25 protein-coding genes and 2 rRNA genes are annotated in these 22,162 nt (G+C 39.8%); 14 read left to right on the forward strand and 13 right to left on the reverse strand.

Annotation, left to right across the window (positions count from 1 at the left end; translation table 11 throughout):
• Positions 1–186: 186 nt before the first annotated feature.
• Positions 187–966, forward strand: a complete 780-nt coding sequence (locus ACRRSQ_RS05815; RefSeq protein WP_440874764.1) for an SDR family oxidoreductase — start codon at positions 187–189, stop codon at positions 964–966.
• Positions 967–1,009: 43 nt separating this feature from the next.
• Here the strand turns inward: ACRRSQ_RS05815 and ACRRSQ_RS05820 are convergent, their stop codons facing one another.
• Complete coding sequence (locus ACRRSQ_RS05820; protein WP_440874765.1) at positions 1,010–1,330, reverse strand: DUF2956 domain-containing protein; 321 nt, start codon at positions 1,328–1,330, stop codon at positions 1,010–1,012.
• A gap of 142 nt (positions 1,331–1,472) precedes the next feature.
• Between ACRRSQ_RS05820 and ACRRSQ_RS05825 the strand changes: the two genes are divergently transcribed.
• From ACRRSQ_RS05825 to ACRRSQ_RS05850, 6 genes are all read left to right on the forward strand, one after another.
• Positions 1,473–2,102: a dUTP diphosphatase gene (locus tag ACRRSQ_RS05825; protein ID WP_440874766.1), complete on the forward strand. Its 630-nt coding sequence runs from the start codon at positions 1,473–1,475 to the stop codon at positions 2,100–2,102.
• A gap of 117 nt (positions 2,103–2,219) precedes the next feature.
• Complete coding sequence (locus tag ACRRSQ_RS05830) at positions 2,220–2,891, forward strand: DUF2726 domain-containing protein (protein WP_440874767.1); 672 nt, start codon at positions 2,220–2,222, stop codon at positions 2,889–2,891.
• A gap of 185 nt (positions 2,892–3,076) precedes the next feature.
• Entirely contained in the window at positions 3,077–3,787 is a 711-nt protein-coding gene (gene mtnN / locus ACRRSQ_RS05835; RefSeq protein ID WP_440874768.1) for a 5'-methylthioadenosine/S-adenosylhomocysteine nucleosidase, read from the forward strand.
• Positions 3,788–3,819: 32 nt separating this feature from the next.
• Positions 3,820–4,782, forward strand: coding sequence for a cobalamin biosynthesis protein CobD/CbiB (locus ACRRSQ_RS05840; RefSeq protein ID WP_440874769.1), 963 nt, complete (start codon positions 3,820–3,822; stop codon positions 4,780–4,782).
• A gap of 35 nt (positions 4,783–4,817) precedes the next feature.
• Positions 4,818–5,207 carry a rhodanese-like domain-containing protein gene (locus tag ACRRSQ_RS05845; protein WP_440874770.1) on the forward strand — a complete coding sequence of 130 codons (390 nt, stop codon included), beginning with the start codon at positions 4,818–4,820 and terminating at the stop codon, positions 5,205–5,207.
• 14 nt (positions 5,208–5,221) lie between these two features.
• The gene (locus tag ACRRSQ_RS05850) at positions 5,222–5,848 is read left to right on the forward strand and encodes a trimeric intracellular cation channel family protein (RefSeq protein WP_440874771.1); all 627 of its coding nucleotides are present in this window, start codon (positions 5,222–5,224) and stop codon (positions 5,846–5,848) included.
• Positions 5,849–6,057: 209 nt separating this feature from the next.
• On the opposite strand, the gene ACRRSQ_RS05855 is transcribed toward ACRRSQ_RS05850, so the two are convergent.
• From ACRRSQ_RS05855 to ACRRSQ_RS05865, 3 genes are all read right to left on the reverse strand, one after another.
• On the reverse strand, positions 6,058–6,381 hold the full coding sequence (locus ACRRSQ_RS05855; protein WP_440874772.1) for a ribonuclease E inhibitor RraB: 324 nt from the start codon (positions 6,379–6,381) through the stop codon (positions 6,058–6,060).
• A 354-nt stretch (positions 6,382–6,735) separates the two neighbouring features.
• Entirely contained in the window at positions 6,736–7,578 is an 843-nt protein-coding gene (locus tag ACRRSQ_RS05860; protein ID WP_440874773.1) for an NAD-dependent epimerase/dehydratase family protein, read from the reverse strand.
• Positions 7,579–7,602: 24 nt separating this feature from the next.
• Positions 7,603–8,499 (reverse strand): bifunctional GNAT family N-acetyltransferase/hotdog fold thioesterase, encoded by an 897-nt coding sequence (locus tag ACRRSQ_RS05865; protein WP_440874774.1) that lies wholly within the window; start codon positions 8,497–8,499, stop codon positions 7,603–7,605.
• 49 nt (positions 8,500–8,548) lie between these two features.
• Here ACRRSQ_RS05865 and ACRRSQ_RS05870 point away from each other — a divergent pair, with 49 nt between their 5' ends.
• A complete protein-coding gene (locus ACRRSQ_RS05870) occupies positions 8,549–9,316 on the forward strand; it encodes a hypothetical protein (RefSeq protein ID WP_440874775.1) in 768 nt (255 codons plus the stop codon).
• 4 nt (positions 9,317–9,320) lie between these two features.
• Here the strand turns inward: ACRRSQ_RS05870 and dtd are convergent, their stop codons facing one another.
• From dtd to ACRRSQ_RS05885, 3 genes are read right to left on the reverse strand one after another with little or no spacing between them, the layout of a single operon-like run.
• The gene (gene dtd / locus ACRRSQ_RS05875; RefSeq protein ID WP_440874776.1) at positions 9,321–9,758 is read right to left on the reverse strand and encodes a D-aminoacyl-tRNA deacylase; all 438 of its coding nucleotides are present in this window, start codon (positions 9,756–9,758) and stop codon (positions 9,321–9,323) included.
• Positions 9,759–9,790: 32 nt separating this feature from the next.
• Positions 9,791–10,759 carry a prolyl aminopeptidase gene (gene pip / locus ACRRSQ_RS05880; RefSeq protein WP_440874777.1) on the reverse strand — a complete coding sequence of 323 codons (969 nt, stop codon included), beginning with the start codon at positions 10,757–10,759 and terminating at the stop codon, positions 9,791–9,793.
• A gap of 32 nt (positions 10,760–10,791) precedes the next feature.
• Positions 10,792–11,667 (reverse strand): virulence factor BrkB family protein, encoded by an 876-nt coding sequence (locus ACRRSQ_RS05885; protein WP_440874778.1) that lies wholly within the window; start codon positions 11,665–11,667, stop codon positions 10,792–10,794.
• Positions 11,668–11,758: 91 nt separating this feature from the next.
• Here ACRRSQ_RS05885 and ACRRSQ_RS05890 point away from each other — a divergent pair, with 91 nt between their 5' ends.
• Together ACRRSQ_RS05890 and ACRRSQ_RS05895 are read left to right on the forward strand one after the other, a co-directional pair.
• Positions 11,759–11,986 (forward strand): hypothetical protein, encoded by a 228-nt coding sequence (locus tag ACRRSQ_RS05890; RefSeq protein WP_440874779.1) that lies wholly within the window; start codon positions 11,759–11,761, stop codon positions 11,984–11,986.
• Positions 11,983–12,630 (forward strand): DUF2959 domain-containing protein, encoded by a 648-nt coding sequence (locus ACRRSQ_RS05895; RefSeq protein WP_440874780.1) that lies wholly within the window; start codon positions 11,983–11,985, stop codon positions 12,628–12,630. Before ACRRSQ_RS05890 ends, ACRRSQ_RS05895 begins: the two co-directional genes overlap by 4 nt.
• Before the next feature lie 32 nt (positions 12,631–12,662).
• On the opposite strand, the gene ACRRSQ_RS05900 is transcribed toward ACRRSQ_RS05895, so the two are convergent.
• Positions 12,663–12,824: a hypothetical protein gene (locus ACRRSQ_RS05900; RefSeq protein WP_440874781.1), complete on the reverse strand. Its 162-nt coding sequence runs from the start codon at positions 12,822–12,824 to the stop codon at positions 12,663–12,665.
• A 207-nt stretch (positions 12,825–13,031) separates the two neighbouring features.
• Entirely contained in the window at positions 13,032–14,852 is a 1,821-nt protein-coding gene (gene typA / locus ACRRSQ_RS05905; protein ID WP_440874782.1) for a translational GTPase TypA, read from the reverse strand.
• Positions 14,853–15,200: 348 nt separating this feature from the next.
• On the opposite strand from typA, the gene glnA reads away from it, so the two are divergent.
• From glnA to glnG, 4 genes are all read left to right on the forward strand, one after another.
• Positions 15,201–16,607, forward strand: a complete 1,407-nt coding sequence (glnA, locus tag ACRRSQ_RS05910; protein ID WP_440874783.1) for a glutamate--ammonia ligase — start codon at positions 15,201–15,203, stop codon at positions 16,605–16,607.
• Between the two features lie 135 nt (positions 16,608–16,742).
• Positions 16,743–17,276: a DUF4124 domain-containing protein gene (locus ACRRSQ_RS05915; RefSeq protein ID WP_440874784.1), complete on the forward strand. Its 534-nt coding sequence runs from the start codon at positions 16,743–16,745 to the stop codon at positions 17,274–17,276.
• A 78-nt stretch (positions 17,277–17,354) separates the two neighbouring features.
• Positions 17,355–18,446, forward strand: coding sequence for a nitrogen regulation protein NR(II) (gene glnL / locus ACRRSQ_RS05920; protein WP_440874785.1), 1,092 nt, complete (start codon positions 17,355–17,357; stop codon positions 18,444–18,446).
• Positions 18,443–19,843, forward strand: coding sequence for a nitrogen regulation protein NR(I) (glnG, locus tag ACRRSQ_RS05925; RefSeq protein WP_440874786.1), 1,401 nt, complete (start codon positions 18,443–18,445; stop codon positions 19,841–19,843). The genes glnL and glnG overlap by 4 nt, the downstream gene beginning before the upstream one ends.
• Positions 19,844–19,867: 24 nt before the next feature.
• Here the strand turns inward: glnG and ACRRSQ_RS05930 are convergent, their stop codons facing one another.
• The 4 genes from ACRRSQ_RS05930 to rrf (ACRRSQ_RS05945) form a co-directional block, all read right to left on the reverse strand.
• Entirely contained in the window at positions 19,868–20,251 is a 384-nt protein-coding gene (locus ACRRSQ_RS05930) for a MerC domain-containing protein (protein ID WP_440874787.1), read from the reverse strand.
• 72 nt (positions 20,252–20,323) lie between these two features.
• Entirely contained in the window at positions 20,324–21,301 is a 978-nt protein-coding gene (epmA, locus tag ACRRSQ_RS05935) for an elongation factor P--(R)-beta-lysine ligase (RefSeq protein WP_440874788.1), read from the reverse strand.
• Positions 21,302–21,380: 79 nt separating this feature from the next.
• Positions 21,381–21,495: ribosomal RNA gene (rrf, locus tag ACRRSQ_RS05940) — 5S ribosomal RNA — on the reverse strand.
• A gap of 102 nt (positions 21,496–21,597) precedes the next feature.
• Positions 21,598–21,712 (reverse strand): 5S ribosomal RNA (rrf, locus tag ACRRSQ_RS05945).
• Between the last annotated feature and the right edge of the window lie 450 nt (positions 21,713–22,162).

A 22,162-nucleotide genomic window follows, 5' to 3' on the forward strand; every position in this document is an offset into this window, starting at 1 on the left:
CAGTTTATTCACTTAAAAAGCTTTTAACTAACAAGATATAACCCGTTAAGAGAAAACAAACTATTTTTGATTTAGTTAGTTGCTTACTAGAGCATGTTGACTACCATGATAAGATAACAATTTTGTCATCCAAGCCTGTAGTAAATGATATCTACTGCTTGGTGTTAGCGAATAAGTGATAATGTTATGAACATGGGAATAAAAGGTAAGTGGGCTTTGGTATGCGCATCGTCTAAAGGTTTAGGCCGAGGTTGTGCTGAGGCATTAGCTGCTGAAGGTGTTAATGTGATTATTAACGCAAGGGGCGAACAAGCGTTACTAGCAACCGAGCAATACCTTAAAGAGACCTATCAAGTCGAAGTTATCGCAATTGCAGCCGACATCACCACTGAATCAGGGCAAGAAAAAGTACTAGCGGTTGCTGATAAAGTAGATATTTTAGTGACTAATGCCGGAGGGCCACCTCCGGGCATATGGAGCGATTGGGATAGAGACGATTTTATCGCAGCAATAGATGCCAATATGCTCACTCCTATCGCGCTGATGAAAGCCATACTGCCAGCAATGATCGCAAAAGGTTGGGGCCGCATAGTTAACATCACAAGCGTTTCGGTAAAATCACCTATTGCTGTATTAGGCTTATCTAATTCTGCTCGAGCAGGTTTAACTGGTTATGTGGCCGGCACAGCACGTCAGGTTGCTAAACACGGCGTAACTATCAATAATTTACAACCGGGCATTCATGCCACTGATCGCGCAACAGCACTAGATACCGGCGCAGCCAAATTACAAAGTATCAGCCTAGACGAAGCCCAACAACAACGCTGTGAAACTATTCCTGTTGGGCGTTATGGCACCGCTGCAGAGTTTGGCGCAAGTTGTGCGTTTTTATGCTCTGAGCACGCAGGCTTTATTGTTGGCCAGAATATTTTACTCGACGGCGGCGCAGTTAACTCCACAATGTAAATTAAGCCATATACGCACGCCATTACATGCGTTTTTATTGTATTTACTTTAAGGTAAATACAATAAAAACAAGCCAGCTCAGCAGCAACAATACCCAAGGTAGCTTGTTGATAAATGAATTGCTGGCTGGTTTCGGCTGTTCAACATTGTCAATGTCTTGAACTTGCTTTGCTTTTAATTCTTTTTTTCTAAGTTTATCTCGTTCACGCGCTTTGGCTTTTTGCTGTTTTTTGTATTCACTAATGCCTTTTTCAATGCCTTGGGCAATAAGTTTAGTTTGCTCTTTACTCTGGCCTTTTTTCTGTGTGCCTTTTGCAATTTTCATTGCTTCATTTTGGGTTTCAACTGATGATTTTTCGCTCATTTATTCATTACGATTAGTGATATTCAACTGACTATTAAATTACGGTATCCAACAACAATTATCCAGTAATTTACTTGTTACTTTTATCGGGGTACGGCACACTATCAGCCATTCAATATTTACCGCAATTTTAGAGAATACCATGAGCGAAAATTCAACAGCATTAAATCAAATTAACCAAATGTTAACCATGCAAGACGCAATGAATTCACGCGTGAGTGAAACATGGCGCGACAATGGCTACGAATGGTATCGCGCCATTTGGGTTGAATGTGCAGAAATGTTAGATCACCACGGTTGGAAATGGTGGAAACATCAAGAAATTGACGTTGCGCAAGTGCAACTTGAATTAGTCGATATTTTTCATTTTGGTTTAAGCTTACGCTTAATGACAGGCGCTGATGTAACAGATATTGCTAATGAGCTAGCCGCTGAACTTACCCAAGGTTCAGACGAAAGCGACTTTAAAATTGCGTTAGAAAACTTGGCATCTGCAGCGGTAAGCAATAAAGCCTTTGACGCTATCGCACTTGCCGATTGCATGCGTTTAATGAATATGGATTTAAACGAGCTATTTAAACAATACGTGGGCAAAAACACGTTAAACTTCTTCCGTCAAGATCACGGTTATAAAGACGGCAGTTACATTAAAGTGTGGCACGGTGAAGAAGATAATGAAGTATTAGCTAAGTTGGTGAACAGCCTTGATGTGACAGCGTCAGATTTTCAACAGCAGTTATATCAAGCGTTAGAAGCTAAATACCCTAGCTAAGCCATTAAAATTAAGCCTGTTTCTATATAAAACATCTCTGGCACAAATAGTGCTTATTCAAGTTATTACTATGACGCTAATCAATAACGTCAAGAATTTGAACTGCCGGAGATGTATATGGAACTTATTCTATTTGCCATGATCAGCCTGATTGTTGTGGTCGCGATGTTAGCCAGTCGCCTAAATGACAACAGCTTCCCCTTCCCTTTTGACAGCAAGGCCAGTGTATTTACTCCCGCTGAGAAGAACTTTCAAATATTAGTTGAACAAGCGGTCGGCCCTAAATACCGGGTGATTAATCGAGTAAAATTATCTGACATTGTTGCTGTACGTAAAGGCGTTTCAAGTCGTGCTAGCCAAACAGCAGTTAATAATGCCGAAAATAAGTACCTTGATTTTGTTATTTGCGAACGCGAAACCATGAAATTATTGGGCGCGATTGATTTAGTTGATACGCAAGGACGTGGCTACAAACTCAAGAAAGATTGGTTTGTCAGTGGTGCACTGGAAGCGGCGTCAATTCCGCATGTGCGCATCAAAGTAAAAGCTAATTATACTGTAGCCGAAATTCGCGCCTGCATTCATAGCCGCATAATGGGTAAGTTTACGGTAAAACCTAAAGTAGAGGGTAAGGTGATCCCTGCGCCAATGATCAAAGATAGATCAAAAAATATTGGTGCAATAAGCCCTACCGCTGCGAGAGCAAAAGCGAAAGCAAACGCGCTCCAGTTGGCGAGTAAGCCTAGTGTGCGCACACCTGAGCCAAACATGGCTGCTTTGCCACATTAAAACAATAAAACACTAGCTCACTAAAACAATAAAAACTAAGCCTTAACTGTTTCGCAGTTGAGGCTTTTTTATTACCCATGACAAGCCGCAAGCGTTGTTGATTAACAACAGAGTTAATTTTTAATCTAGGCTTAGCCGCGCTATAATCCCCTGCAATATTTACAACGCATTCACTTGGAAAAATCATGAAAGCAGGCATTATTGGCGCAATGGAGCCAGAAGTTGCTATTTTAAAAAGCAAACTTACCAATATCGAAACCTCAGAAATTGCAGGTTACCAGTTTTATCAAGGGCAACTTGACGGTAACGATGTCGTTATTGTGCAATCAGGCATTGGTAAAGTTGCAGCGGCATTAGCAACCGCATTATTGATCGACAAATTTTCACCTGACTATGTAGTAAATACAGGTTCTGCCGGCGGATTTGAACAATCATTAAAAGTTGGTGATATTGTTATCAGCGATGAAGTAAGGTATCACGATGTCGACTTGACCGCATTCGGTTATGAAGTAGGTCAACTTCCTGCAAATCCACCAGCCTATATTCCGCATCCTCAGTTAGTGGAGGCGGCAAAAGCAGGTATTAGTTCACTTGAAAATATTCAAACACTCGTGGGTTTAATTACTACAGGTGATACCTTTATGACCGCAGAAGACGATATCGCCAAAGCGAGAAAAAATTTCCCAACCATGGCAGCTGTTGAAATGGAAGGCGCCGCCATTGCCCATACTTGTCATCAATTTAAAGTACCCTTTGTCGTTATTCGCTCGATGTCTGATATTGCCGGAAAAGAATCGCCAACCTCTTTTGAAGCCTACTTAGAAACAGCCTCGGTAAATTCGTCACAATTAGTGCTGAATATGTTAAATGCTTTACAAGGGAAATCATTAAGCTAATATCAGCTTAAAACAATAAAAGAGCCACTATCATGGCAAGTTTTGCTGAACTCCCTTCTTGGCTACAATCGGTGTTAATGGCTTTTACCGTTATTTTAATAAAAGCCATTTTAACTCACTTGGTTGCTCACCAACCTTGGCGTTTTTTTCAGTTCTATTGCCAAAGCTTAGCCAATAAAGTTAACAAGGCTGAAAATAGCCATAGCCAACAAACCGTTGCTGGCCTTGTTGCTTTTGCTATAACTTTCGCTCCTCTTGTGGCGATATTATGGCTCTTTGAAACTTTCGTTGCAGTGCTGTGGCTCTGGCAAGGATTTCTCCTTTATATTGCGATTGACGGCGTCGACTTATTCAGCCAAAACAAAAAAATTGCTAACGCCTTATCTGCTCAACAAAAGTACCACGCGAAACAACTCCTGCAGCCTTTTTTATTACGTGAGTCAGAAAAGCTTTCAAGCTTAGGCTTAACCAAAGCCAGCATTGAAATGCAATTATTACGCATTGGCCAACAGCTAATTACAACGGTATTTTTCTTTTTGCTTTTAGGGCCGCTTGCAGCGATAAGCTATCGAATAATTCTAGAGATGAGCTACAGCTGGAATACCAAAGAAGCTCGTTTTTTTGCATTTGGCGATCGCCCTAAAACCATTAGTTATTTACTACAATGGCTGCCAATGAGAGTGTATGGATTTTGCCTGCTGCTGAGTACCTTAGGCCAAGGTTTTGTGCTTAATTGGCGGTTAGTTAGCCCTCACTTTTTCAAACTAAATAATGACTTTGTTCTTCACATACAAGCCTTAGCATTAGGCTGTCGGCTTGGCGGTGTTGCTATGTACCAAGGTGAAAAGCTGCGCAGGAAGAGCTTTAATGATCAAGGAAAACAACCTGAGATCACTGATATTATTCATGCATCGTCTCGAATTAAATACATCTTAGTGCTGTTAAGTATTTGCTTTTTTCTGGCAATATTTGCAGCGCTAACCGTTGCACCATAAAGTAATAAACAACAAGCATCATTTAAGGATATTTTATGAACAAAATTAAACAATTTGCTTTGCTATTCGCCATTATAATGCCGGCCTGTTTTGCACAAACACCAAACATGTCACAAGCACAATTACTCAGTTTGATGAATGCACCAACACCTTACGACTTAGTCGTGCTTGATGTGCGTTCTGCAGAAGAATATGCGCAAGGTCATATTAAAGGTGCGATTAATATTAGCCACAACAACATGGCTGAGCAATACCACAAGCTCAGTCAATTTAAAGATAAAACCCTTGTTGTTTATTGTCGTTCAGGTCGCAGAGCAGGTATTGCAGAAGCCATATTGGCCGAGAAAGGTTTTACCCGTATACGTCACCTAAGTGGCGACATGAAAGCGTGGCAAGCCGAAGGTTTACCCTTAGTAACTGAATAATTTATTAAAGTAATATGATACAACTACTCTTTTGGTTAGATATTTTTGGCATTGTTGTTTTTGCCTTATCTGGTGCATTAATGGCAGGTCGATATAAACTCGATCCTTTTGGCGTAGTTGTCTTAGCCGCAGTAACTGCAATTGGCGGCGGTACGATTCGCGACGTTATTTTGCAAACCCCCGTATTTTGGGTCGTTAAGCCCTATTACTTACTGGTAATTTTAATCACTGCCCTGCTCACTATTTTGTTGATCAGAGAGCCTAAACGTATTCCTAAACGCTTTTTACTAATAGCCGATGCCTTTGGCTTGGCACTATTTGCCGTGTTAGGCACCGAAAAGGCGCTTTCTTTAGGTACGCCTGCATTAGTTGCGGTAGTCATGGGAACAATAACTGGCGTTGCCGGCGGCATGATACGCGATGTATTGTGTAATGTGATCCCAATGATTTTACGACAAGAAATTTACGCAACAGCAGCAATATTTGGCGGGGTAATTTATGTTGCCCTTCAATATTTAGGAGTAGCCGAGCACATTGCGGTGATGAGTGGTATTTTTGGCGCGTTAATTTTAAGACTTGCGGGCATTTATTGGAAAGTATCATTGCCCGCTTTTCATATTGATGACGATGAAGAGAAATAAGCTGAAGTAGCTTATTGTTTATTGCTTAACAGTTATTTCTTATAGCTTACAGCTTCCTACTTTTTACTTAAAGCTTTTTACTTAAAGCTTTTTACTTAAAGCTCATTGCTTACGGCTTACTGCTTAACACTTGCAGCTTATCGCTTACTGCTTACTGCTTATTGCTTACGGCTTACTGCTTAAAGCTTACCGCTTATTGCTTAACGCTATTAAGCTTCAATTCCCCAGCCGTCGTTATAGCCGTCAAACTTTGCGGCAATTTGCTCAAATTCAGTTTCTTTAGTAACAATATCATCATAGTTAGGCTGCATCGTTACGGTACAGTCTAGGTCCCATACATTTGGGATCTCGTCTGGGTGAACATTTACTTTAACTTGCGGTTTATGCTCAGCTAAAAATGCCGCCATTGCTTGCGCTTGCTGTTCTTTTTCAAACAGTTGAAAAAAAACCACTTCATGTACTTGGCTTAAATCTATGCCAGCTTCCTGCATTTCGGCCAATACCATACCGGTATCATCATTTGGAAAAGTCATCGTTATATAAAACCCAAACAAAACAAAGGTGTTATTATAAACACCCTGACCGCACTTGAATAGCTATTTGCTTGCCCGCGAACAAATTGAATGCGCTTAGCTGCAATTATTAACATCACGAATGCGCTCGCCCAGCCAACTTAACATAACAACGTTGACTGATAACATAACAGCCTGTAGCTATTATTGATATTGCTAGATGCACTGTAATCGTTAGCCAATGAAAGCTGTCTTGCCACAATAAAATTAAACCGCGTTTATCAATTAAACATAAATCTAATAAAGTAATGTGAACAAAGAAAACGCTAAAAATAATTAAGCTTGTTTTTTCAAAGCTGAAAAAACGGGTCAACATTATTGCTCTCCTAGCGCTAGCCACGCCAGTAAATCGTCATGTTTCATTTGGTAATTTAACTGGGTTTTCGCTTTATGACCCATAACAACTTTACTCAAGGTTTCACTGCTTGCTGGTGAAAATTCAGGTAACGATAATCCCATCGCTGTTGCTGCCTGCTGATAAAATGATTTTTTACTCACATGAGTATCGTTAACACCGTTAAAAACGCCTGTTGGCGCATCATCACCAAGTAACTCAGTGATCAAACCTATTACATCGTCAAGGTGAATTAAATTAACGGCAACCTCACTATTAGCGAGTTGTTTTTTCATTGTTAAAAATCGGCCTGGGTGGCGCTTCGGACCAATCAAGCCTGCAAGTCTTAATACCGTTGCTTGACCTGAAAACGCCAATGCTGCTTGTTCTGCGCCGGCGAGTATTTCAACTTTAGGCGCACTATAGTTGAGCGCGGTTTCTTCATCAACTGAACCTGACAAGCCACCATAGACAGCGGTTGAGCTAATTAGCATAATTTTTTTAGCGACAGCTTGTTCTGCACGTTGAACAATTTGCGCTATTTTTTCAGGATAATCGGTTTTACCACGCTTAATTTGTGGCGGCAAACATATCACGATATTTTGTTGGCTAAAAATAGCGTCGATATCAGCGGCATCTATAGCCTTATCAAATGGTAAAATAAGTTGCAGTGCTTTAGCCCCGGTAGCTTCAATATCGGCAAAGTTTTCCACACGCTGGCTTGTTGCAATAACAGAACAGCCTTGTTGATGCAGCGATTTTGCTAAAGGTTTGCCTAACCAACCACAACCAATAATGCTGACTGACGCTAATTCTGATGTCATTTTCTTTCCTAATGTTTAAAGCTATTATTTTGCCAATGCCACGTACAAACCTGAAAACGTTGCCACGACATGTTCACCACACAAAACTTCTACGGTTATATTAAAACGTGCTTTTTTTGAACTCGCTAACGCATGTGCGCTGCCTTTAACTAAATTCACAGAAGTTCTTGCGATTGCCACACCATGCAAAGGGGCATGATAACGTATGTTGGCATCGGCTAAAACAATATCCCCTTGATAACCTGCAAGTTCAAGTTGGCAATAGACCCAGCCCCAACCGGTTAATGTTGCTAACGTATAAATACTGCCGGCAAACATGGTGTTGTGCAGGTTTTTATTAAAGACAAGATCACAAGAAGTTTGCATGGTTTCACCGTCAAAATGACAAACTTCAACGTTCATTGCTTTGCTCATCAAAATAGTTTGATGCCACGTAGCTTGCAATTGTTTCGCTAGCTCTACTTCTTTTGAGCTTTGCTTTAAATGGCTGATGGTTTTAATCATCTTAAAATGCTTAATGCTCTGATAGAGCTGATGAGAAAAACCTTGGTTTTGATAATCTAAGGATTGATAAAAACCAAGTGCATTTTCTCGCGCATTTAAGCTAATTTCACAACACCCCAAAGTTAATGCAAGTTGTTCAAGTGCTATGAGTATTTGCCTGCCAAAACCTTTGCCTTGTGCTTGTTCAGCAACCGCCATGTACCTAATTTGCGCTTGGTGTTGGCTAACTAAATGCAATCTTGCCACCGCAACTATGGTATTATTTTCATCAACCAAGATACGATGATAACTTTGCTGTTCTAACTCATCCTGTTCACTACCTTCGGGCTGTTGCCAAGGCTGACGCAAAATACGCCAACGCAAATGATAATATTGCTGCAACTCTTGTTCACTTATCGGTGCTCGACATTCGATCATTAGCTATGCTTAACCTTACTTATTAATTTTTGGAGGTTATCTCACTTATATGCGCTTAACTCAGCATCTAAACCAAGGCAGCTTATTGTACTTTGATCAGCAACACGAAAAACTATCGGTAAGCCAAAATAATCATTATCGTTGGCTAGCCTTTGATAATGTTATTCAAAGCGTGATGAGCCGAAGATTACCTAATAAGCTGACCTTGCCACACCATAGCGCATTGTTATTACCGTTAATTTTCTTTAAACCTAAAAGCCTTTTAGAGTTTGGCTTAGGTGGCGGTAATATCGCTAGGTTTATGCATGGTTTAAACGAGAGCATCGACTTTACCAGTATTGAACGCTCCCCTCGGGTAGTCGAGGCATTTAAGCAATTTTTTAATCCAGATGCGATCAAGATTAATATTATCAGCGATGAAGATATTAGCCAAAGCAAACGCTTACAAAAACGTGCTAATCAATGGTTAATATATGATATTTATCGGGCAGAAAATGGCGCCTTAAATTATTGTGATAAGCAGTTACTTAAGTTGGTCAATCAACTGTCAGCCAGTGCCTGTTTGTCGATAAACTTGGTCGACATTTCAGACGAGCACATTAACCGTTTGTTAATGGATTTAACCAGCCAATTGTCAAATCACACATTAAGTTATTTTAATGTGCCCCATTACCAAAATGTCATTGTGCATATTTTACCGCAGCACTTTACCCATACTAATGAGATAATTAACAGCAACAGTTACCTATCCGAACGTTTACAGCAAAGATGGCTTAAATTTTGGCAACACGGACATCACAGCAGTATCCACAATTAACAGTTTAGATAGTTAACGAGATAGTAACAGGTCCATCGTTTAGTAGCCTTACCTTCATATCTGCACCAAATTGCCCAGTTGGCACAACAAAACCTAAGCTGCGAAGGTGTTGGCAAAAGGCTTGGTATAAACTTTTACCAAGCTCAGGGCTTGCCGCTTTAGTAAAGCTTGGGCGCATACCACGAGAAGTATCTGCCGCTAAGGTAAATTGTGAAACCACCAGAATATCGCCACCACTTTGTTTGACGTTTAAGTTCATTTTACCGGCGTCGTCTTCAAAAATTCGGTAACCCGCGACACGCTCGGCTAGGCGCTTTGCTTTTGCCAAAGTATCTTCTGGCTCAACCGCAAGCAAGACCAATAAGCCATTATCAATCTCACCAATAATTTCATTGTCAACAGTAACACTTGCTTCGCTAACACGCTGTAATAACGCAATCATAACATCTTAAATAATCGTAATATTTGCGCCAATTATAGATTTTTTTCAGCAAGAAAGTCAGCCATATTGTCCGTTGCTTTACAAAAAGCATCAATTGTTTGCTTTTCAAAAGCGCTATGCCCGGCAACCGGTAAAATATGCAATTGTGCATTTTCCCACAACGACACTAACGAATTAACACTGGTTAAAGGACAAACCATATCGTAACGACCATGAATAATAATCGCCGGTATTGATTGAATTTTATCGAGATGATCAACGATATAATTCCCCGATATAAAGGAATGATTGATGAAGTAATGGCTCGAGATTAACGCCATGCAATGGGCTTGGTGTGCATCATGCACATGGCTTTTATCGACATGCTGCTGTTCTATGCTTGAAAGCCTAAGTTCCCATAAAAACCAAGCTTTGCTTGCCGCAATGGCTGCCACTTCATTCTCAGAAGTCAGTACTTTGTGATAACCCGCCAGTGGCGAGCTTCTCAGTTCAAATGGCAAGCAATTAACAAATTCTTGGTAATATTTAGGAAAAAATTTTTCAGCGCCGCCACGGTTATACAACCAAGCATATTCATTGTTCGTCGCTAAAAAAGTACCGCGTAAAATAAAGCCTAAAACCTTATCGGCATGGGCAATACCATAAAGCAGTGCTAAGGTTGCCCCCCACGAGCCTCCTGTAATTAGCCACTGACTAATACCCAGATGCTTTCGTACAAGCTCAATATCGGCAATTAAATGCGCTGTGGTATTTTCAATTATGCTAGGAGATGGCGTTGACTGCCCGCAGCCACGTTGGTCAAAAATAATAATGCGGTACTTTTCTGGATCAAAAAAACGTCGACAATGTTCATTACTACCCGCACCGGGGCCGCCATGAAGATATAAAACTGGAGTGCCTTCCGGATTGCCGGATTGTTCTAAATATAACTGATGTTGCTCACTGACTTTTAGCCACTGCTGATCATAAGTTGAAATTTTTGGAAATAATGTGCGTGACATAAGCTTCTCACCATGGAGTTCATGGCTTAAGTTTAGTCCGCTTTATTTGAAATATCCTTAGCTTGCACAATTCTCTGATAATTTTCTAAAGAGACCGTTAGCACGGCACCTACCAGAACAATTAACCACGATAAATACACCCATAAAAATAAAATAGGGATAGTGGCTAGCGCGCCATATATTGCTTGGTAAGACGGTAGCTGTGTCACATAAAGCGCAAAGCCTTTTTTAGCAAATTCAAATAAAATTGCTGCGGTAATTGCACCAACAAAAGCAAACTTTATTGGCACCGCTTTATTTGGCACCAATAAATATAAAATTAAAAATGCGGCAATGGATGACAGCAACGGTAATAGGCGAACAAAGAAGTTAGTCACGACTTCAACATTCGGGTCACCAAACGATACCAGAGAGACTAAATAAGAAGATGCAGCAATACTGCTACCGACTAGCACTGGCCCTAACGTTAAGACCATCCAGTACATAGAAAATGCAGTAATAATGCGTCTTTTTTCGGTGACCTGCCAAATTTTATTTAAGGTTTTATCAATCGCAGAAATAAGTAAAAGTGCAAATAAAAATAAAAAAGAAATCGCCACTGCCGACATTTTACTGGCATTAGCAACAAAGCCTGATAAGTGCTGCTGAACCACGTCACTCGCGGCAGGAACAAAGTTATGATAGATAAATTCTTCTACTATGGTACGAATATCAGCAAAAATAGGAAACGCTGTCATCACCGAGAGCATTACCACCAATAGCGGTACTAACGACATCAAGGTAACATAGGATAAATATCCGGCGACCACATGAATATGTTCTCGCTGTAAGCGTTTGAAAAAATAAGGGAGAAAAACGCTGGCAGCTTCTTTTAACACTTTATAATTAAGCTGATTAATTTTCTTCATAACATCGCCAAGGATAAATTTCATACTGAAAGATTTTATACTATGATAACGTTAATTAACTTTTTTGTAACAACTAAATGATGAGGTTTTAATGTCAGGTCAAGGTTCTGGCGGCAATGTTTTGGCCGCAATTTGTAGTTTTTTTCTTCCCGGTTTAGGTCAGCTTGTACAAGGGCGTATATTAGCGGCCATTTTATTCTTTGTCGGCATGGCGGTTTCTTGGGTACTTGTATACCTATTAGTTGGCTGGCTATTAGTACCTATCGTTTATATCTGGTGTATTATCGACGCAGCGAAATATAAAGGTTCGAGTTCATGAAAAAATTAATTCCCTTACTTTTTATTAGTTCCTCTTTAACCTTATTAGGTGGTTGTCAGTCAGCTTACTATTCCGCAATGGAGTCAGTTGGACAACACAAACGCGATATTTTAGTTTCTCGTGTTGAAGACGCTAACGAATCACAAGAAGAAGCGCAAGAGCAATTCTCTAGTGCACTTGAAGGGTTAACCGCTTTAATTAATTTTGACGGCGGTGAACTTGCCGAGCAATACGAAGCAACAAAAGATCAGTACGAAGCCAGTGAAAAAGCCGCTGAAGAAGTATCTCAGCGTGTTAACGCTATTGAAGATGTTGCCGAGGCTTTATTTGACGAATGGTCTGATGAAATTGAAGAATTTTCTAATGCGACCTTAAAACGTCAAAGCCAAGGAAAATATAAAGAAACGGTGCGCAAATACAAGAAAGTCATTGGTGCAATGCGTAAAGCTGAAAGCAGTATGGCGCCGGTGCTTTCTGCCTTAAAAGATAATACCCTTTATTTAAAGCACAATTTAAACGCTCAAGCCGTTGGTGCATTAGAAGGTGAATATAAATCGATTAAGCAAGACATTGAGGTTCTTATCAAAGAAATGAATGTCGCAATTGACAGTTCAAAACAGTTTATTGCAAATTTAAAGCAATAGTTGGTTCTGATACTGGAGCAGGTGGGCTGCAATTAATAACGCAGCTCATCTTTATCTTCAAAGAAAAACGACTGACTATTTCGGTTCAGTTGCGCTAGTAACTCTTTTAGTTGCCGTACTTGCGCAGTACTTGCAATACCCGTTTCAAAACAATCACTCAGTTCTTTAAGCGCAGTTAGCTGTTCGCTAGTCATAAAACTAAATCCTTTTAATTTTTACCTATCTTGGTGTTTAAGCATATCCCAGTTAGTCGACTTTAACTGTGGGAAATTAGCTATTATCATGTTCAATAAATGCACAAGCACATTTTCGCATTCTAGCAAGGTATTAAAAAACATCCAGTTTATAAACAAAAAAACCGCTAACGAAGTTAGCGGTTTTTTAGCGAGTTCTTAGCGAAATTATGCTTTGGTAGCACGACCTTCGCGCTTACGGTCACTTTCTTTTAAGAATTTCTTACGAATACGAATGCTCTCAGGCGTTACTTCGACTAGCTCATCGTTATCAATAAATTCTAATGCTTGTTCAAGCGACATAATAATTGGTGGCGTCAGTGTTTGCGCTTCATCGGTACCCGATGAACGAACGTTAGTTAACTGCTTACCTTTAAGTGCGTTAACTGTTAAGTCGTTATCACGGCTATGAATACCAATAACTTGACCTTCATAAATATCAACACCATGACCAATTAACATACGACCACGAGATTGTAAGTTAAAGATTGCGTTAGTTAGTGCTTTACCTGTTGCGTTAGCGATCATTACACCGTTTAAGCGTTGACCGATTTCACCACCTTTATGAGGACCATACTGTAAGAAGGTATGGTAGATTAAACCAGAACCTGATGTAACCGTCATAAATTCAGTTTGGAAACCAATTAAACCACGGCTTGGCATAATAAAGTCCATACGAATACGGCCTTTACCATCTGGTGCCATGTCAGTAAGTTCTGCTTTACGAACACCCATTTTTTCCATAATCGTGCCTTGATGCTCTTCTTCAACATCAATAGTCACTGTTTCATAAGGTTCTTCTAATTGGCCATCAACTTCGCGCATGATTACTTCAGGACGAGATACCGCTAGCTCGTAACCTTCACGACGCATATTTTCGATTAAAATACCTAAGTGAAGCTCACCACGACCAGATACTTTGAACTTGTCTGGATCGTCTAGCTGCTCAACACGTAAAGCTACGTTGTGAACTAATTCTTTTTCCAAACGGTCTTTAATATTACGTGAAGTAACAAATTTACCTTCTTGACCTGAGAACGGTGAAGTATTCACTTGGAAAGTCATGTTGATAGTAGGTTCATCAACAGATAATGGTGGTAGAGCGTCAACTTCATTTGGACAACAAATCGTGTCAGAAATTTTCAACTCACCTAAACCGGTGATCGCAATAATATCACCAGCATGAGCAATTTCAGTTTCGTGACGCTCTAAACCTAAGTAACCAAATACTTTACCTACTTTACCGTTATGAAGTTTACCGTTAGCACCTTCAACAGTTACTTGCTGGTTTGGTTTAACGCTACCACGGGTAATACGGCCAACACCAATAACACCTAAATAAGAGCTGTAATCAAGCTGAGAAATTTGCATTTGGAATGCACCTTCAGCATCAGCATTTGGTGGTGGTACTTGGTCAACGATAGTTTCAAACAATGGTGTCATGTCTGAACCTTCAACGCCTTCTTCCATTGAAGCCCAGCCGTTAATTGCTGAAGCGTAAACGACTTGAAAGTCTAACTGGTCATCAGTTGCACCTAAGTTGTCGAACAAATCAAATACTTGATCCATTACCCACTCAGGACGTGCGCCTGGCTTGTCGATTTTGTTAATTACTACAATTGGCTTCAAACCTTGAGCAAATGCTTTTTTGGTTACGAAACGCGTTTGTGGCATTGGGCCTTCTTGCGCATCAACAATTAATAGTACTGAGTCTACCATTGACATAACACGCTCTACTTCACCACCGAAATCGGCGTGACCAGGAGTATCAACGATATTTACACGGTAATCATTCCAATTAATAGCCGTATTCTTAGCTAGGATAGTGATACCACGCTCTTTCTCGATATCATTAGAGTCCATGACTCGTTCTTCAAGACCGTTACGGGCATCAAGAGTACCTGATTGGTCTAATAACTTATCAACCAAGGTCGTTTTACCATGGTCAACGTGGGCGATAATCGCTACATTACGTAATTTCTCTAACACTGGGCTTTGCTCATTAGGCTATAATTGGGCGCGAATTATACAGTAGTATTAGCGACAAAGAAAATAGTTCCTGTTTTATCTTGTTAGTTTGATCTAAATCGGCCAATTTATTATTAAATTTTTATCTCATCCCCTTACTCATATGCTATTGTGTATTTCACTATAAATTTTCATCGCACCGACATAGTGCGCACGATTCACCATATTGGTGCAGATATTGAGTGCGTATTAAATAAAAGCCTTATTAAATAAGGGTTTTATAATTGGCACGATTTTAGCTCATATTTTCGCAAGCAGAATGCAACGCATTTTATAACTTTAATTAATGAACTACACTGGAGACTTTCAATGTCAAAAGCAGTATTAGACCTTATCAAGGAAAACGACGTAAAATTTGTTGACCTTCGTTTCACTGATTCAAAAGGTAAAGAACAACACGTATCTCTTCCTCATCACCAAGTCGACGAAGATTTCTTCGAAGATGGTAAAATGTTCGATGGTTCATCTATCGCTGGTTGGAAAGGTATTAACGAATCAGACATGGTATTAATGCCTGATGCTGAAACTGCTGTATTAGACCCGTTCACAGAAGCGGTTACATTAAACATCCGTTGTGACATCGTTGAACCTGCTACTATGCAAGGTTACAGCCGTGACCCTCGCTCAGTTGCTCACCGCGCTGAAGAATACTTACGTTCAACAGGTATTGCTGACACAGTATTAATTGGTCCAGAGCCAGAGTTTTTCGTATTTGACGACGTGAAATTCCACACTGACATGAGTGGTTCTTTCTACAAAATTGATGACAAAGAAGCTGCATGGAACTCAGGTACTGACTACGAAGACGGCAACCACGGTCACCGTCCAGGTGTTAAAGGCGGTTACTTCCCAGTTGCACCAGTTGATTCATCACAAGATTTACGTTCAGCAATGTGTTTAGTAATGGAAGAAATGGGCTTAGTTGTTGAAGCACATCACCATGAAGTTGCTACTGCGGGTCAAAACGAAATCGCTTGTCGCTTCAATACTATGGTTAAGAAAGCTGATGAAGTTCAAATCTACAAGTATGTTGTTCATAACGTTGCTCACGCATACGGTAAAACAGCGACTTTCATGCCTAAGCCATTAGTTGGTGACAACGGTACTGGGATGCACGTTCACCAATCTTTAGCAAAAGACGGTGTTAACTTATTCTCTGGTGATAAGTACGGCGGATTGTCAGAAACAGCTTTATACTACATCGGTGGTATCATCAAGCATGCTAAAGCACTAAACGCTTTCACTAACGCTTCTACTAACTCATACAAACGTCTTGTTCCTGGTTTTGAAGCACCAGTAATGCTTGCTTACTCTGCACGTAACCGTTCAGCGTCGATTCGTATTCCAATTGTACCTACGCCAAAAGCAACTCGTATCGAAGTACGTTTCCCAGATCCTTCAGCTAACCCATACTTAGCATTCTCTGCAATGTTAATGGCTGGCCTTGACGGTATCAAAAACAAAATCCACCCTGGCGATGCTATGGATAAAGATTTATACGACCTTCCAGCTGAAGAAGCATTAGCAATTCCACAAGTTGCATCTTCTTTAGAAGAAGCTTTAAATGCATTAGAAGCAGATAAAGAATTCTTGATGGCTGGTGGTGTAATGGATGCAGACATGATTGATGCATACATTGGCCTTAAGCGTGACGAAGTTGAATTATTAAACTCTACTACTCACCCAGTAGAATTTGATATGTACTACAGCGTTTAATTTGCAATTACTCTTTGTTAATTAAGCTATAATTTTAAAAAGCTCACTTAGGTGAGCTTTTTTTTGTAGCCTAAAGAAAGTAATTTAGTTAGATTAGTGTTATACCTAAGGGAACAGGATATAAGTAATTAAGTCATGAGCATACGTATAATTGTAACGGCATTAATACTGTCGATATCACTTCCTTCATTAGCTACCACGGCTAAGATATACGTATGGCGTAACGAACAAGGAGTTTTAGTTTTCTCTGACAGCCCCAAACCCGGCGCAGAAGAATCTGAAGAGGTATCGGTAAAACCAGGTAATGTCGTTAAATCTAATGTTGATACGTCAATACTTGATATTACTCCTAAGGAAATCGAAGAAAAATACCAAGTTGAAATAACCCAACCTGAAGACCATAGTACGATACGTGACAATACCGGCTCGGTACATGTAACAGGCAGAATTAAACCTGTCTTTAAACGTGGCCTAAAAATACAGTTACTTTTAGACGATGCTCCTTACGGAAAACCACAAACACACTCTATGTTTGCCCTTAGAAATATCGATCGCGGCGAACATAAAATTAAAATGCAATTAACCAATAGTAAAGGCAAGGTTATTGCATCCTCTCAAGAAGTTACTTTTTATATGCACCGTGCTTCGTCTGTGAGACAAGCTAGGTAGCATTTTAAGCATGCACAGCTAATCTAAATAGATTACAGTAGGTGTCTACGCACAATAATAGTGCGTTAAGGAAATATCTTGCACGATCGCCGTGAAATACAACAATTAAAATTAGCATACCAGCAGCAATTGCCACATCAAATGACAACAGCTGTAATCGCATTAGATGAAAATTTAATTGTTCAATATATTAATCCGGCTGCAGAAGCTTTACTCGTGAAGAGTTTGCACAATTTACATGGACTATTAATCGATGATGTATTGCTAAATTGTTCCATTACCGGTCAACGTTTTAGGCAATTGCTTGCTACGGGACAAGAGTTTTCAGACAGCGACGTTTCTTTTATGTTACTTGACGGCAGCAGCATTTCTGTTGAAGTTAATGTATCTGCTGCAGAGTTTAATGGTGTGGCTCATATTCTTATTGAATTGAGACAAATTGATCATCAAAAACAAATTAGCCAAGAAGCAAATCAACAGCAGCAATGGGAAGCAGCACGTGATTTAATACGCGGTCTTGCTCATGAAATAAAAAATCCACTTGGTGGCTTAAGAGGTGCAGCGCAATTATTAAATAAAGAGCTTTCTCAAGAGCAACAAGAGTACACCAAAATGATCATTGAGCAGTCTGATCGCTTAACTAACTTGGTTGATAAGTTACTAGGGCCTAATCAATTACCCAACATGATCAATCAAAATATTCATCTTGTATTAGAAAAAGTTCATAAACTAACCAGCTTCAATAATCCTAAACAAATTACTATCCGTAGAGATTACGACCCTTCAATTCCAGAAATTTGTTTCGATGAAGACAAGCTGCAACAAGCCGTTCTTAATATTGTCAATAACGCTGTATTAGTACTACCTGACAACGGCGAGGGCAGTATTACCCTTAAAACGCGCATTGCCAGTAATAAAACCATCAATGGCAAACGCGTGCGGTTATGTATAGAAATATCAATTTTAGATAATGGCCCAGGCATACCTGTGAATATTCAAGACACACTATTTTACCCAATGATATCAGGGCGAAATAATGGCACAGGACTCGGGTTATCAATTTCACAGACCCTAATTCACCAGCACCAAGGCAAGCTATCATGTAAAAGTCGCCCTGGTCGCACAGAATTCACCATATTATTACCTTTACCGGAAGAGAGTTTAAAATGATCACTGAACAAGTTTGGATTGTCGATGACGATAGTTCTATTCGCTGGGTGCTTGAAAAAGCAATGTCTGGTGCCAATATCAGTGCCGCGTCATTTGATAATGCCGATGATTTACTTACGGCATTAAATCATAATCAACCCGAAGTTATTATTTCAGATATTCGCATGCCTAACATCGATGGTATGACTTTACTCAAAAATATTAGCGAAGATTTCCCTAATATACCTGTTATTATTATGACGGCTCATTCAGATTTAGACAGTGCTGTTAATGCATATCAAGGTGGTGCTTTTGAATATCTCCCCAAACCATTTGATATTGATGATGCTGTTTCACTGACCAAACGTGCACTAACCCACGCCAGAGAGCAAGCAGCTCAAAATAATAACAAAAAGAACTCAGTGCAAGATGTTGGTATTATCGGTGAAGCTCCAGCTATGCAAGAGGTTTTTCGGGCAATCGGCCGCCTATCTCGCTCTAGTATCAGTGTACTCATTAACGGCGAATCGGGAACAGGTAAAGAGCTCGTGGCACACGCTCTTCATATGCATAGCCCTCGCGCAAGCGCACCGTTTATCCCATTAAATATGGCGGCGATTCCAAAAGATCTAATCGAGTCAGAATTATTTGGTCACGAAAAAGGCGCGTTTACTGGCGCTAACGCAGTGCGACAAGGACGCTTTGAACAAGCTCACAATGGTACGCTTTTTTTAGATGAAATAGGCGATATGCCATTAGATATTCAAACTCGTTTACTGAGAGTATTAGCGGACGGTCAATTTTACCGTGTTGGTGGTCATTCACCAATAAAAGTTGATGTACGCATTATCGCAGCAACTCATCAAAACCTTGAAGACAGAGTTACTAGTAATGAATTTCGTGAAGATTTATTCCATCGCCTGAATGTCATTCGCATCCAAATTCCAAGCTTGCGTGAACGAAAAGAAGATATTGAGCAACTTGCTAATCACTTTTTAAGTCAGGCTGCTAAGGAGCTGAGCGTTGATCCTAAATCACTCGATAAAAAAGCGATTAATTATTTAAAACAATGTGATTGGCCAGGAAATGTGCGCCAACTCGAAAACATTTGCCGCTTTCTTACAGTCATGGCAAGTGGTCAAGAAATTTTAGTTGAAGATTTACCCGCTGAGTTGACCGAACGTACCAGTAAAGTTATTGAGTCTTCTCAATCATGGCAAGCATCACTTTCTAATTGGATGGATGACCAGTTATTACAAGGAAAGAGTGCAATCTTGGATGAAGTATTGCCAGAGTTTGAAAAAATACTCCTTAACAGAGCATTAGTATTTACCAACGGTCATAAACAAGAAGCAGCTAAAAAACTTGGTTGGGGTAGAAATACGTTAACAAGGAAATTAAAAGATCTACAAATGTAGTAAAGGAAATAAAATACTGTAGCGCTATTCTGCGCTGCAGCCTTCATCTGTACAAGTTTTACAAGCATTGCATAAACGAATATTAATGATATGAGCAGCGACTATAAAAGTAGCGCCAATAACTATCATCAACGGTTGTACTTGTTCAGAAAAGTCGTGCTTTAGCCAATATACAACTAGACCAATCATTAATAGATAAAACGGATATAAACGGCGATGATAACGTTTGAATCCAGAAAACATGGCGATTGAACCTAAAATACCAGTGACCAATAAAAAGACATGTTCCCAAGCGTGATCAGCTAGAAAGCTTAAACCTAATAAAGGTAAAGCAGGCAAAATAACTGGCAACAATATACAGTGTAAAGCACACAGAGACGTTGCTGTAATTCCCAATCTATCTAGCATTATCGTTTTTAACTCGCTTCCGCAATTAATGATACAGTATCACAATTGAGATAGTATAACATAAGTTTAACTTTACGCATGCTCTATTGGGAAACTAATTACATTTTTGATCGACTTCTCATGCAAAGCGAGCATTACTAATCTATCTATACCTAAAGCAACTCCTGAACACTCAGGTAAGCCATGGTTTAATGCTGCCAAAAAGTTTTCGTCAATTTCTCTTTCTGCTAATCCTTTACTCTTACGTGTTATATTATCTTGCTCAAAGCGCTCTTTTTGTTCATCCGCACAGGTTAACTCATGAAACCCGTTAGCAAGTTCGATCCCTCGAAAATAACACTCAAAACGATCGGCAACCCTATTATCATCGGTTGATATTTTGGCTAAAGCCGCTTGAGATCTAGGAAAACCATAAATAAAACAAGGCTCCTCAATACCAATTTGTGGTTCAATTACCTCAGCAAAAATAAATTGTAATAGCACATCGATATCAGTTTCCTTACTTAGCCAGTCACTCAGTATGCCTTGCTCTTTTATAACGCTTAATAAACTCGCTAGTGAAGTATCTAATGGGTCTATATTTAAGAATTTAAGAAAGACTTCTTGATAGCTTAACTTTGTTGAAGGAAGGCAGTTTAAGACATCTTGTAATAACGCATCTAAGTCATCCATTAAAGCAAAATGATCAAATCCAAGACGATACCATTCTAATATCGTAAATTCAGGATTATGGTGACTACCTGCGGGCTCATGCCTAAACGCTTTACATAGTTGAAAAATATCTTGATAGCCAGAAGCGAGCAAGCGTTTCATTGCAAACTCTGGCGATGTTTGCAGATAAAATAACTCAGAATTTTTTTGATCAGAATTTGCCAAGAAGTTGTAACGAGTATGAAATGCATCTAAATAAACATCGGTTACAGTCCCTTGTGACAGCAGTGGAGTTTCCACTTCTAAAACACTATTTCTATCAAAGTAACTCCGAATAGAGGAAAGCAGTTCTGCTCGTTGTTGAGCATTCCTCCAGCTTAACGTGCTAGACCAAGTCATACATACTACCAAAATTAAATTTAACTATATTTTAAACGAAAAAAAACCTTGCCACTAGACAAGGTTTTTTAGAAGAGGAGTTTAGCAATGTCCTACTCTCACATGGGAACTCCCACACTACCATCGGCGCTACTGCGTTTCACTTCTGAGTTCGGAATGGGGTCAGGTGGTACCACAGCGCTATTGTCGCTAAACAAAAACTTTAATGAGTTAATTTACTTTAATTAAATAGCTTAACTCATTGAAGCTTTGAGTAAAAAGCCCGACTCTTTCGAATCGGGCTTCTTTAATGAGAAGTCTAGCAATGTCCTACTCTCACATGGGAACTCCCACACTACCATCGGCGCTACTGCGTTTCACTTCTGAGTTCGGAATGGGGTCAGGTGGTACCACAGCGCTATTGTCGCTAGACAAAATTTTTCTTGTTAAATTCATACTGGCTTTATTGCGTCAAACACTTCGATACTCATTGAGTAAACTCAACTCCGTTTCTCGTATTCTCGCGGCTTCGCCATTATGTCATTTACCTACGTAAATGTTTTAACAAGTTCAATCTTGAAAGCCTTTATAAATACTTGACGTGCATGGATGCACTAATGTCGTGTTGGCATGGATGCCAAGGAACGACGCTCTTATTCAAACTTATGTACGTGATTTTTATCTTCAACCCTAGCATAGGGCTGAGATAAATCGTTCGTTAACAAAGCATTCAAAAACGTCGTGTAGTTTACCTACATGAGTTTTTTATGCTGAAGGTAACGGACTATTTAGCCAGTCTTAAACAACAAAACCACTTGGGTGTTGTATGGTTAAGCCTCACGGGCAATTAGTATCAGTTAGCTCAAGGCCTCACAACCCTTA

Origin of the sequence: Thalassotalea sp. PLHSN55 (assembly GCF_052030545.1) — a bacterium.
In the GTDB taxonomy this organism is placed as follows: domain Bacteria; phylum Pseudomonadota; class Gammaproteobacteria; order Enterobacterales; family Alteromonadaceae; genus CANMXU01.